The organism is Rhodoplanes elegans, assembly GCF_016653355.1.
Lineage (GTDB): Bacteria > Pseudomonadota > Alphaproteobacteria > Rhizobiales > Xanthobacteraceae > Rhodoplanes > Rhodoplanes elegans.
This window is the reverse complement of record NZ_NHSK01000025.1, coordinates 1-11,393: the sequence shown is the minus strand read 5'-3', so window position 1 is coordinate 11,393 and position 11,393 is coordinate 1. Positions and strand designations below refer to the sequence as shown.

Annotated in this window: 11 protein-coding genes; 3 read left to right on the top strand and 8 right to left on the bottom strand. The window is 69.6% G+C overall.

All coding sequences use genetic code 11. The features are described 5' to 3' along the window. Window positions 1-291: 291 nt before the first annotated feature. The 4 genes from CCR97_RS32225 to CCR97_RS01535 all read right to left on the bottom strand — a co-directional run bounded on the left by CCR97_RS32225 (window position 292) and on the right by CCR97_RS01535 (window position 4,596). On the bottom strand, window positions 292-2,451 hold the full coding sequence (locus tag CCR97_RS32225; protein ID WP_111357768.1) for an ATP-binding protein: 2,160 nt from the start codon (window positions 2,449-2,451) through the stop codon (window positions 292-294). Between the two features lie 84 nt (window positions 2,452-2,535). After that, window positions 2,536-2,847 (bottom strand): hypothetical protein, encoded by a 312-nt coding sequence (locus CCR97_RS01545; protein ID WP_111357769.1) that lies wholly within the window; start codon window positions 2,845-2,847, stop codon window positions 2,536-2,538. 1 nt (window position 2,848) lies between these two features. After that, window positions 2,849-3,157 carry a helix-turn-helix transcriptional regulator gene (locus tag CCR97_RS01540; RefSeq protein ID WP_111357770.1) on the bottom strand — a complete coding sequence of 103 codons (309 nt, stop codon included), beginning with the start codon at window positions 3,155-3,157 and terminating at the stop codon, window positions 2,849-2,851. Window positions 3,158-3,357: 200 nt separating this feature from the next. Beyond that, window positions 3,358-4,596 (bottom strand): tyrosine-type recombinase/integrase, encoded by a 1,239-nt coding sequence (locus tag CCR97_RS01535; protein WP_170145876.1) that lies wholly within the window; start codon window positions 4,594-4,596, stop codon window positions 3,358-3,360. Window positions 4,597-5,039: 443 nt separating this feature from the next. On the opposite strand from CCR97_RS01535, the gene CCR97_RS01530 reads away from it, so the two are divergent. Together CCR97_RS01530 and CCR97_RS01525 are read left to right on the top strand one after the other, a co-directional pair. After that, window positions 5,040-5,756 (top strand): DUF1045 domain-containing protein, encoded by a 717-nt coding sequence (locus tag CCR97_RS01530; RefSeq protein ID WP_111357772.1) that lies wholly within the window; start codon window positions 5,040-5,042, stop codon window positions 5,754-5,756. A gap of 153 nt (window positions 5,757-5,909) precedes the next feature. Continuing rightward, window positions 5,910-6,500 carry a D-sedoheptulose-7-phosphate isomerase gene (locus tag CCR97_RS01525; RefSeq protein ID WP_338049046.1) on the top strand — a complete coding sequence of 197 codons (591 nt, stop codon included), beginning with the start codon at window positions 5,910-5,912 and terminating at the stop codon, window positions 6,498-6,500. Window position 6,501: 1 nt separating this feature from the next. Here CCR97_RS01525 and CCR97_RS01520 read toward each other — a convergent pair whose 3' ends face one another. Next, a complete protein-coding gene (locus tag CCR97_RS01520) occupies window positions 6,502-7,188 on the bottom strand; it encodes a D-glycero-alpha-D-manno-heptose-1,7-bisphosphate 7-phosphatase (protein WP_111357774.1) in 687 nt (228 codons plus the stop codon). A 225-nt stretch (window positions 7,189-7,413) separates the two neighbouring features. Between CCR97_RS01520 and gmd the strand changes: the two genes are divergently transcribed. After that, window positions 7,414-8,400 carry a GDP-mannose 4,6-dehydratase gene (gmd, locus tag CCR97_RS01515; protein ID WP_111357775.1) on the top strand — a complete coding sequence of 329 codons (987 nt, stop codon included), beginning with the start codon at window positions 7,414-7,416 and terminating at the stop codon, window positions 8,398-8,400. A 19-nt stretch (window positions 8,401-8,419) separates the two neighbouring features. Here the strand turns inward: gmd and rfbA are convergent, their stop codons facing one another. From rfbA to rfbB, 3 genes are read right to left on the bottom strand one after another with little or no spacing between them, the layout of a single operon-like run. Continuing rightward, window positions 8,420-9,289 carry a glucose-1-phosphate thymidylyltransferase RfbA gene (gene rfbA / locus CCR97_RS01510; protein WP_111357776.1) on the bottom strand — a complete coding sequence of 290 codons (870 nt, stop codon included), beginning with the start codon at window positions 9,287-9,289 and terminating at the stop codon, window positions 8,420-8,422. Then, the gene (rfbD, locus tag CCR97_RS01505; RefSeq protein WP_111357777.1) at window positions 9,286-10,173 is read right to left on the bottom strand and encodes a dTDP-4-dehydrorhamnose reductase; all 888 of its coding nucleotides are present in this window, start codon (window positions 10,171-10,173) and stop codon (window positions 9,286-9,288) included. The genes rfbA and rfbD overlap by 4 nt, the downstream gene beginning before the upstream one ends. Window positions 10,174-10,190: 17 nt before the next feature. Beyond that, on the bottom strand, window positions 10,191-11,261 hold the full coding sequence (rfbB, locus tag CCR97_RS01500; protein WP_111357778.1) for a dTDP-glucose 4,6-dehydratase: 1,071 nt from the start codon (window positions 11,259-11,261) through the stop codon (window positions 10,191-10,193). Window positions 11,262-11,393 lie beyond the last annotated feature (132 nt).

The window sequence follows — 11,393 nt, the reverse complement described above, 5'->3', positions numbered from 1 at the left end:
GCGGGGGGAGATCGAGGAGCCGCCTTCTTCGGGGACCGGGGAAGCAATTATCTTTATCCCCCCGGCCTCTATTCGAAGGAGGCGGCCCCCGCCTCCTTCGGCGCCTTCTTCGGGCCGACCGCCTCCTTCGACGGTCCCCCGGCTCGACCGCCTTCTTCACCGAAGGGGGCGACGAAGACGGCGCCCCCCGCCCTCTTCGGGAGATGCCACTCTCCCTAGGACTTCCCCCACCTCTCCGCCCGAAGGCGGCGGTTTGCGCTTACTCCCCCCGCGCGCGGGCGCGCGCGAGGCTCACACCAGCAGCTCGCCGCTCTTGGGATCGCAGCCGTCGTAGTGCCAGACCCACTTCTGCCCGGCCGTTCCGGGCTGCCCGACCTTGGTTGCCCTCACCCCCAGCTTGGCCCGCGCCCGCTTCATCTGGTCCTCGGAGAGGCCGCGTGCCTCGCGCGCCCGCGTGACACTGGCGGCGTCGACAGACCGGCAGTCGTCCGGGCTTCCTAGCAGATCACGAAGCAACGCGACCGCCGGGTTCCGCTCCTCGCCCCGGCCATCGTAGAGCTTCATCAGCTGGTCGGCGGTCCCGTCCACCGGCTTCGGATCCCACACGACGTAGGGCGCTGTAATCACTTCGCCGTGGTCGTCTTGGCCGACGGCTACCTCATCGATGGTGTATGCCAGGGTCGGCGGGTAGCGGTGCAGGTTGTTCTTCGCGATCGTGAGGAGGCACCGGCCCGTCTCCACCCACTTGCCGTCCTCGTCCTTCTCCCGTTCCTCCAGGATCAGGTGGCCGATGCGGGCCACGGCGACAAAGGCCTGTGAGCCAATGAACAGGTCGTTCGCCCGCTTGCCGCTTGCCGACTTCGGCGGATGGGTGATGATCGAGAATGCCGCGTTCGTGCGTTCCGCGATGTCCTTCAGCGGACTGAGCACCGACCGCACGTCAGTGGCGTTGTGGCTGTCGACCTTCCCGCCCATGTAGGCCGTGATCGGGTCGATGGCGACCAGCGCCGCGTTCTTCTCACGGATCAGCCGCTCCAGCTCGCCGAGGTCGGTGGTGAGCGTGAACATGTCCGTGCGCTCGTCGCGCCTGATGCCCTCGACCACCGTCACGCGCGCCGGATCGCCCTTCGCCGCTCGGCACCGTGGACCCACGGTGTGGTACAGGTTGTCCTCGGCGGTGATCAGGATCACGTTGCCCGGCTCCGGTCCGGGCGTTCCATCGGGCCACGGCCGCCCGGCCGTCACCGACGCAATCCAGCCCATCTGGACCTGCGACTTGCCGAGGTTCACGCCGCCCGACAGCATTTCGATGCTGCCGCGCAGCAGGTGGCCCTTCCACAGCCAGTCCATGGCGCGCATCGGCACATCGCTCAGCTGCACCACCCTGATCTCACCCGGCGACGACCCATCCTTCCGCCTTGTGCGCAGGTCGGGCCAGGGTGGCGCCTCTGGTGCGAGGTCGTCGTGCGGATTGGCTGCGCCCCTGTCGAGCTGGCGGCGCATCGTATCCTCGCTGTGATCCACGTTGGGCCACTGAGAGAACACGGTGCGCAGCGCGTCCTCCGCCTCATCCCGCGACACCCAGTCCCGGCCGACGATGCGGCCGAGGTGGAAGGCTGCCGCCGCAATCATGTCGTTGCGGCGACCCTCGGGAGTCCCGGCGAGGCGGCGCGACCAGACCGCGAGCATGCGCCCGCCGAAGCCCCGGCCCGTGAGATCAGCCGCTTCCCCGCACGCTGCACGTTGCCGGGGGGGCGTCACCACAGCCCGGGCGCTCGCCCCGGTGCTGACGAAGTCAGCGGGCGTCAGCCGGGCCTCGCGCGCCGCCCGGATGAAGCCCTCCAGCGGCATCGGGTTGCCGTAGTCGTTGAGGCCCACCTGCTCGCGCAGCTTGCCGCCGAACGTGCCGCCGAAGTAGGGCATCACAATCCAGCTTCCCGCCTTCTCCTCACTGATGCTCAGCTGCTTGGGGAAGACCTCCACGTGCGGACTCAGTTCGAGGCGGCCGGCGATGCTGCGCAGCGCCGCTTGGACCTCAGCCGCAGGGGTCGGCTGACTGAGGAACATGAACAGGTGGAGGCCACCCGACTTCGACGTGCACGGCACCAGGGGAAGCTTCAGGTCGCGCACCTTGCGCACGGTGCCCACGGTGTCAATGTCGTACACGTCCACGTCAATGGAGCCCCACCAGCACAGCCCCTCGCTGGTGATCGGGATCACCCCGAGCGGCCGCTTCCCATCCAGGTGCTGCTGCCAGAGGTCCGCGGTCGGTCCCTCCCGCAGGGTCCTGGCCGTCGACCTGATTGTCCACTTCCCCTTGTCTGGTTCCCAGACCGGCTCACCATGAGTGCCGTGCCTGCTGTCGCAGCCGCCGAACAGCTCCATCAGCTCGGCGACTTCGTTGGCGCCGGCCAGCTTGCCCGCGCTGTCAGTTCCGTCTATGTTCTTCACTGCGCCTGCTCCAGAGGTGCACACCAGCAGAAATGTCTTCGGCCCCGCCGCGTCGCAGACACGGCGGGGTCTCTTCGTCTCTGATCATCTCACCTCGACTGCCCCGTGCCCGCGGCCGGCGAGCTGGTCGCGGATCAGGTCCCTGATCCTGCGGAGGTCGGGGCACTGGTTGCCGCCCTGGAACAGCGGCTTGCCGAGGTCCACCCACAGATCAAGGCGCCCCCCACAGCACGGGCACCGCAGCACATGGCGGCCCGTCGGCTTGTCAGGACTCATGCCGTGGAGGCGGGCGGCGTCATCCACGTCCGCCCTGAGGCGGTCGAGCGCCTCCGCCTTCGCCTGCTGCTCGCGGCGGCATGCCGCGAACCGGGTGTCGCCTGCGTCCCGCTCGCCCATGTCACGCCCCCGCTGCCGAGTTGGCCGCAGCCTTCGTGGTGGGTGTGCCGGGGGGCTTCTGGTGCGCGCGCTCGCGCTCGGCGAGCCACGCCAGCACGCTGCCGCGGCGGTAGGCGACGCGGCGGCCCAGCTTGATGTAGGGGGGACCCCAGCCCTTGGACCGGCCGATCTCGGCCCACTGGATCGAGACGCCAAGCCACGCCGCGAGCTGTGCGGTCGTGATCAGGTCGTCGGGGTGGCCGGTGCTGAGCTTGCTGATGTCACGGGCGCGGCGGTCGATGCCGTGCCGTGCGGGAACTAGGTCGGCCATGCGGCCCTCCTGAGCATGGCGCCAGGAGGGTCCGTGAGGCACACCCCTCCCCGGCGCCGTGAATTGCGCCAGGGAAGCTAGCCAACCTACGCTTCCTTCAGTCTCGTCTGGCTCGATACTCTTGGACGTACCAGGTGGCGGCCTACCAGACGACCTTTAGAGTATCCGGGCGATCGACGACGAAGTAAAGATCCTACACGTCAGCTCCTCATCACGACGACGCCCGGTGGCGCCGTGATGCAGCACAGCTCTGCAAGGCGGTCACAGACCCGCTGTGCGGCCTCGCGCAGCCGCGCCGGCTCGATGATCACGTAGCCCTCGGTCACGCCACTCCCCAGGCTGTGGTTCACCAGCGCCTTGAGCGCGACCTGCGAGATGTCGCAGGCCTCGGCGGTCGTGACAAAGGTGCGCCGCAGGTCGTGCGGACTCACGCGCACCGCCCCGGCCTTCTCGATGGCGTCGAAGATGCTCGATGGCTCTTCGAGGTGGCCCGACTTCGATGCGGCCGGGAAGACGAACTCCGTGCGGCCGATCGCCCGCAGCCCGACCAACATGTCGCGCAGCACAGTCGTGAGCGGCAGGTCCAGCTTCCGCCCCGACTTCGTGCGCCCCTCCGGCACACGGAGCACGCCCGCTGCGAAGTCCACATCGTCCCAGCGCAGCGATGCGGCCTCGCGCCTGCGCATGCCGGTGAACAGCAGCAGCGTCACATAGCCCCGGGCGTAGGGGTTCTCCAGCTCCTGGACCGCGCCCCAGAATGCGGACATCTCGTCCGCCCGCACGCAGCGGGTGCGGCGCCGGGCTGCGAACCACTCGCGGCGCAGCCGCACCGGGTTCTGCCCAAGGGTCGGGTCGCGGTCCGCCGCAGCATTCCAGATGGCACGCAGCACGCGCATCACTGCGTTCGCTGTTTGTTCTCCTGAGTACCGGCCCTCCGCCGCGACCTTCCGGGCGATGGCCGCATGCCGCCGCTCGACATCCTCGCGCGTGATCTCCCGAATCGGCCGGTCCACCCAGTCAGCAAGGTGGCGGTGGACGCACCGCGTGTACTCCGCAGTGCTGGAGGCGCGCAGTCGCCGGTTCGTGCGCAGGTACATGTCCAGCGCCTCGCCCAGGGTGGCGCCGCGGGCGGCCGCCTCGCGCCTCGCCTGCCGCGGGTCGATCCCGTCGTGGAACTGGTTCAGGATGGTGCGGGCCTCGGCCCGCGCCTCCTCCAGTGTGCGCACGTTCGTCGGGCCGATGGTGACGCGCCGGGTCCGCCCGCCGGGCAGGTCGCGCTGGACGACATAGCTCCGGCCGTTGGTCGACCCGGAGAGCAGGACGCCGAAGCCCCGCAGGTCCGTGTCCCACCACAACTCCTGCCTGCCGCTCGCGGTTGGCGCCCGCAGCGCCCGCAGGCTCGCCTCTGTGAACCGCACCCGCCTTGGGGAATCACGCACGGAACGCACTCCGCTCAAATAAGGTAATTTGGCCCCTCGCCGGGGTGGCCAGGGTGCCGAAGATTAGCGGTCCCGAACGATAAAGTCGAGTGGAAACAGCAACTTGAGGGCTTCCGGGCTTTACTTCTAGGGCTGGGCAAGGCCCGCGTCTGCTAACTACGAATCTGAGGGTCGGACGTTCGAATCGTTCCGGGCGCGCCATTTTTCTCTTCTCGAAACATGCACTTGGCTGATCGGCGCACGGGCGCACGGTCGGGATTTTTCTGCGTCGGCGGCGGAGCCGCCGAAGCCGTGGCCGCCGTTGCCGCGCGGCGCGGCGTTCTGCGGTGCCGAACCCCGATCCGACGCCATCCGCGGTGACGATTTCTACGGACGAATCATGCCGGCGGGCCGCTTACAGTGAGCCTGCCGGTAACGGCTCTCCCGCACGTCACGAGTCGCCGATGACCTGGATGCCGCGTTACACCGTGTATTTCGTGCCGCCATCCGACAGCGCGATCTATCGGCTCGGCAGCAGCCTGATCGGCTACGATTCCTACTCCGGCGCCGTCGTCCCGCACCCGTCGGATGCGGGGCTGCCCGAGGATTGGCCGGACCTGACCAAAGCGCCTCGACCTTACGGCCTTCACGTGACCTTCGTGCCGCCGTTCCGCCTCGCCGAGGGATACGGCGAGACCGATCTGGTCCAGGCCTTCTCCACCTTCTGCGACGAGCCGCGGAGCGTCGCCACGATCGTTCCCGAGGTGCGGGTCATTCGTGATTTCGTCGCCATCGTTCCACGGCGCGCGAGCGGGATCGTGAAGCAGTTCGCATCGGACTGCCTCACCTATTTCGATCTGTTCCGCGCGCCCTTCACGGCGGCGGATCACGTCCGCCGTCTCACCCCGAGCTTGAACGAGCGTGAGCGCTGGAACCTCCATCGATGGGGGTATCCGTACGTGCTCAGAGAGTTCTTCTTCCACATGACGCTGACCGGCGAGATCGGCTCGGACCGGCGCGACGCGGTCGCCGCACGCGTGTCGACCCTGTTCGTCGACAAGGCGGCGGCGGCACCCCTTCGTGTCGATCGGGCCGTCCTGCTGAAGCAGGACCAGCCCGGCGAGGGATTCCGGGTGTTGTGCGAGGGCATCATCAGGCATCGGGTCGGCCGCAAGAGATAGAGCGAAGGCTTTCTCGATGGCGCCGGCGGCCTCCTCGATGGCGGCACGGCCGCGAACGTCCGAACGCCGCGTGCTTGTCACCCCGCTTCGGCGTGGTAGATGCTGGCCGGCCCGCGCCGTGACCCCTCGGACGCCTTTGCGAGCACCCGCCCCGTGAGCACCGCCATGTCGATCGACCATTACCTCGAACTGTCCGGGCGCGTGCTCGTCGAGAGCGCCCGGCATCCCGGATGCCGGCGCGCCGACGCGGCGGTCACGGCGATCGCGACGGCGCTGTCGGCCGGCCTGCCGCTCCTGGTGTGCGGCAACGGCGGCTCGGCGTCGGACGCCATGCACATCACCGGCGAGCTGGTCGGCCGCTTCCTGAAGGAGCGGCGGGCGCTGAACTGCGTCTGCCTCGCGTCGAACACGGCGGTGCTCACCGCCTGGTCGAACGACTATGCCTTCGACACGGTGTTCGCGCGCCAGGTCGAGGCCTATGCGAAGCCGGGCGGCGTCGTGCTCGGCCTCTCGACCTCGGGCAACTCGAAGAACGTGATCCGCGCCTTCGAGAGCGCCCACACGCACGGGATGACCACCATCGCGCTCACCGGCGAGGGTGGCGGCGCGCTCGCGGCGCTCTCCGACATCCTGATCGACGTGCCGTCCCGCGTGACCCCGCAGATCCAGCAGGTGCATCTGTGCCTGTATCACTACATCTGCGAGCAGGTGGAGGCGCGGCTGGTCGCCGACGGGAGGGCGTAGCTCAGCCGGCCGTCCCGGCTCCGCCGGGCCAGCCCGCGGCGACGAGCCCGTCGAACGCCGCCCCGATGTCGGCGGCGACCGCGAAGGCCGTGTGCCCGGTGGGCGGCAGGCGTCCGAGCTTGCCCTCCTCGTCGCCGCCGTGACCGGTGCGCACCAGCACGGCGCGGGCGAGCCCCGCCGCCGCGCCGGCTTCGAGATCCGACACCTTGTCGCCGATCACGGCCGAGGCCGGCAGGTCGATCGCGAGCATCTCGGCCGCGGCCAGGATCATGCCCGGGTTGGGCTTGCGCCAAGGGTGCTCCGCGACCCGATAGGGCGCGTCGCCGGTGTCGTGAAACGCGCAGGCGAGGACGAGATCGAGCCGCGCCCCCGCCGCCACGAGCCGGCGGACGATCTCCTGCTGCACCGCCTCGAACTCCCGCCAGCCGAAATAGCCGCGGGCGATGCCGGCCTGGTTGGTCACCAGCACGACCGGCAGGCCGCGCGCGTTGCACCAGGCGATCACGCGCGCCGCGCCGTCGAGCAGGCGGACCTTGGCGGGTTCCGAGAGATAATGGGTCTCCTCGACGACCACGCCGTCGCGGTCGAGAAACAGAGCGGGCCGGCCGGGCGGCACGTCGACGGCGAGCCGCTCCACCCAGCAGCCGACGCCGTCGTGGAGCCGCGGGTCGGTGGCCGGATCGGGCATCTGCACGGGGAGTCTCGGCTCGTTGCGCGACGCGATCGCGGGTCGCTGCGATGATGCGGAAGCCCGACCAAAGCGGAGCCGGCCGGGCGAGTCAAATCGCTCCACGGGCCGGCGCCGGCCGCCCGCCGGACGGGCCCGAAACGCTGGACGGGCGACGCCCGTCCCCGTAAAGAAAGCCGCGCGAAGAAGGTCACGCTGGCGGCGCTCGGCCGCAGAGGACATCCCATGAAGCGCGCGTTGATCACCGGCGTCACCGGGCAGGACGGGGCGTATCTGTCGCAGCTCCTGCTCGACAAGGGTTACGACGTCTACGGGCTCGTGCGCCGCAGCAGCGCCTCCGACGTGATGGACGAGAAGCTGCGCTGGCTCGGTGTCGCCGACCGCATCACCATGCTGGACGGCAACCTCACCGACCTCTCGTCGATCATGCGCGTGATGCGCGACGTGAAGCCGGACGAGGTCTACAATCTCGGCGCCCAGTCGTTCGTGAAGTCGTCGTGGAACCAGCCGCTGCTCACCGGCAACGTCACCGGGCTCGGCGCCGCCAACGTGCTGGAGGCGGTCCGTCTCGAGGCGCCGCAGGCGCGCTTCTACCAGGCCTCGTCCTCGGAGATGTACGGGCTCGTCCAGGAGCCGGTGCAGTCCGAGACGACGCCGTTCTATCCGCGCTCGCCTTACGCGGCCGCCAAGCTCTACGCTCACTGGATGACGGTGAACTACCGCGAGAGTTTCGGGCTGCACGCCTCGAGCGGCATCCTGTTCAATCACGAGTCGCCGCTGCGCGGCATCGAGTTCGTCACCCGCAAGATCACCGACGGCGTCGCCCGCATTAAGCTCGGGCTGCAGACGCAGCTCGCGCTGGGCAATCTCGACGCCAAGCGCGACTGGGGCCATGCGCGCGACTACGTCAAGGCGATGTGGCTGATGCTGCAGCAGGACACGCCGGGCGACTACGTCGTGGCGACGGGCCGCACCGCCTCGGTGCGCGACTTCTGCCGGCTCGCCTTCGCGCATGCCGGGCTCGCCATGGAGGATCACGTCGTCACCGACCCGCGCTTCCTGCGGCCGGCCGAGGTGGACATGCTGCTCGGCAATCCGGCGAAGGCGAAGGAGCGGCTCGGCTGGGCGGCCGAGACCGACCTCGAAGGCCTCGTGGCCGAGATGGTCGACGCCGACCTCGCCCGGCTCTCACGGCGCGCACAGGCGCAGTGACCGCGGGCGGCAGTGACGCTCACTGCGGCGCGACGAGCCGCTCCAGATAGGCCCCGTAGGCGGTCTTGCTGAACCGTGCGGCGAGTCGCTTCACGTCGTCGGCGCCGATGAAGCCCTGCAGATAGGCGACCTCTTCCAGGCAGCCGACCAGCAGGCCCTGACGGGCCTGGATCGAGCGGACGAACTCGGAGGCTTCCAGAAGCGCGTCGTGCGTGCCGGTGTCGAGCCAGGCGTAGCCGCGGCCGAGCTTCACGATCTCGAGCGCGCCCATCTCCAGATAACAGCGGTTGACGTCGGTGATCTCCAGCTCGCCGCGCGCCGACGGCTTCAGGTCGGCGGCGATGTCGAGCACGCGGTTGTCGTAGAAATAGAGCCCGGTGACGGCCCAGGGCGACCGGAAGGTCGTCGGCTTCTCGATCAGCTCCACGGGCTTCCCGTCGGAATCGAAGACGACGACGCCGTACTGGCTGGGGTCGCGCACATAGTAGCCGAACACGGTGGCGCCGGCGTCGGACTTCGCCGCGCGCACCAGCTCGGCCGACAGTCCGTGGCCGTAGAAAATGTTGTCGCCGAGGATCAGGCACACCTTGTCGGTGCCGACGAAGTCGCGGCCGAGCACGAACGCATGCGCGAGGCCTATCGGCTTGTCCTGCACGATGTAGTCGATGCGGATGCCCCAGGCCGAGCCGTCGCCGAGCAGGTGTTCGTAGAAGCCGAGATGCTCGGGCGTCGAGATGAGCAGGATCTCGCGGATGCCGGCCAGCATCAGCACCGACAGCGGATAATAGATCATCGGCTTGTCGTAGACGGGCAGCAGCTGCTTGTTGACGGCGAGCGTCGCCGGATAGAGCCGCGTGCCGCTGCCGCCGGCCAGGATGATGCCCTTCATGATCTGAAAACCTCTTCGGGCAGCCGGTCGAGGGTCGCGGCGAGCGCCGCGCGCCAGTCGGGCTGCGCCATCTGATAACGTGCGAGCGTCGCCGCGCAGTCGAGTCGCGAGTCGGCCGGCCGCTCGGCCGGCGTCGGATAATCGGCCGTCGCGATGGCGACGACCTCGGGCGTCTTCGCGAGCCGTGGCCCGGCGATCTCGACGATGGCGCGGGCGAAGCCGCACCAGGTGGTCTCGCCCGCATTGGTGAAGTGGAACGTGCCGCCGTGGTCCTCCGGGTCCCGCACGAGCCGGGCCGCGATCGTCAGACATGCCGCGGCGAGATCGGCCGAGGCGGTCGGCGTGCCGCGCTGGTCGTCGACGACGCACAGCACGTCGCGTTCGCGCGCCAGCCGCAGCATGGTCTTCATGAAGTTGCCGCCGAACGGGCCGTAGACCCAGGCGGTCCGCAGCACCACGGCACGGCCTCCGGCGGCGCGGACGGCGCGCTCGCCCGCCTCCTTGCTGGCGCCGTAGACACCGAGCGGAGCCACCGGATCTGACGGAAGATAGGGCGCGCCCTTGGTGCCGTCGAACACGTAGTCGGTCGAGACATGGACGAGCGGCACGCCCTTCGCGGCGGCCGCGGCGGCCAGCCGGCCAGGCACCTCGGCATTCAGCACGAAGGCGAGATCGGGCTCGCTCTCGGCCTTGTCGACGGCCGTGTAGGCGGCGGCGTTGACGATCACGTCGACGTCCTGCCCGGCGACGTAGGCGGCGATCGTCTCCGGCTGCGCAAGATCGAGGTCGCGGCGCGTCGGCGCGACGATCCGCAGACCCGGCCCGGCGCGAAGCAGACTCTCGCGACCGAGCTGACCGGTACCGCCGAGGAGCAGAATCTTCATGACCGCCCCGATCCGCGTCAGCGCGCCGTCGCGAGGCCGCGCCGGGCCGCCGCGTCGTGCGTCTTCAGCAGCGGCTCCCACCAGGCGCGGTTGTCGAGATACCACTGCACGGTGCGTCGCAATCCCGTCTCGAACGATTCCTGCGGCCGCCAGCCGAGCTCGGATTGGAGCTTGGAGAAGTCGATGGCGTAGCGGAAGTCGTGGCCCGGCCGGTCGCGCACGAAGGTGATCAGATCGCGGTGCGGTCCGGCCGCACGCGGCGCGAGATCGTCGAGCACGGCGCACAGCGTCGTCACCACGTCGATGTTCCGCCGCTCCGCGTCGCCGCCGACATTGTAGGTCTCGCCGACCCGGCCCTGCCCCAGGACCAGCGCCAGGGCGCGGGCGTGGTCCTCGACGAACAGCCAGTCGCGGACGTTCTTGCCCTCGCCGTAGACCGGCATGGGCTCGCCCGCCAAGCCCTTGATCAGATTGAGCGGGATCAGCTTCTCGGGAAACTGGCGCGGCCCGTAGTTGTTCGAGCAGTTGCTGATCACGACCGGAAGCCCGTAGGTGTGACCCCAGGCGCTGACCAGATGGTCGGATGCGGCCTTCGAAGCCGAGTAGGGCGAGCGCGGATTGTAAGGCGTCGTCTCGGTGAACTGCCCGGTCTCGCCGAGCGCCCCGAACACCTCGTCGGTCGAGACGTGATGGAACCGGAACGCTTGTCCACGCTCGGGCGAGAGGCCGCGCCAATGGCCCAGCGCCGCCTGCAGGAGCGTGCAGGTGCCGACCACGTTGGTGGTGACGAAATCCATCGGGCCGTCGATCGAGCGGTCGACATGGCTCTCGGCGGCGAGATGCATCACGGCGTCGGGGTCGAAGTCGGCGAACAGCGCCGCCATCCGGGCGGCGTCGCAGATGTCGGCGCGCACGAAGCGATAGCCCGGCCGCCCGTCGAGCCCGGCCAGCGAGGCGAGATTGCCCGCATAGGTGAGCTTGTCGACCACCAGGACGTGCGCGCCGAGGTCGCCGACCAGATGGTGCGCCACGGCCGAGCCGATGAAGCCCGCTCCGCCCGTGACCAGGATCCGCCGCCCCGCCAGCATCGTCCCCTCGCTCGCGCCCCACGCCCGCACCTGCGCGCACGTCCCTCTGCGCCTCCGGCGCCGGTCGCCGGCACCTTGTAGGCGGCCGGCACGCCGCACTCAAGCGGTCCGGCCCCAGGCGGCAGCCCCCGC

Excerpts from the sequence above, each read along its gene's own strand:
- CCR97_RS01545 (WP_111357769.1), bottom strand. The coding sequence starts at position 2,847 with ATGGGCGAGCGGGACGCAGGCGACACCCGGTTCGCGGCATGCCGCCGC.
- CCR97_RS01540 (WP_111357770.1), bottom strand. The coding sequence starts at position 3,157 with ATGGCCGACCTAGTTCCCGCACGGCACGGCATCGACCGCCGCGCCCGT.
- CCR97_RS01530 (WP_111357772.1), top strand. The coding sequence starts at position 5,040 with ATGACCTGGATGCCGCGTTACACCGTGTATTTCGTGCCGCCATCCGAC.
- CCR97_RS01520 (WP_111357774.1), bottom strand. The coding sequence starts at position 7,188 with ATGCCCGATCCGGCCACCGACCCGCGGCTCCACGACGGCGTCGGCTGC.
- gmd (WP_111357775.1), top strand. The coding sequence starts at position 7,414 with ATGAAGCGCGCGTTGATCACCGGCGTCACCGGGCAGGACGGGGCGTAT.
- rfbA (WP_111357776.1), bottom strand. The coding sequence starts at position 9,289 with ATGAAGGGCATCATCCTGGCCGGCGGCAGCGGCACGCGGCTCTATCCG.
- rfbD (WP_111357777.1), bottom strand. The coding sequence starts at position 10,173 with ATGAAGATTCTGCTCCTCGGCGGTACCGGTCAGCTCGGTCGCGAGAGT.
- rfbB (WP_111357778.1), bottom strand. The coding sequence starts at position 11,261 with ATGCTGGCGGGGCGGCGGATCCTGGTCACGGGCGGAGCGGGCTTCATC.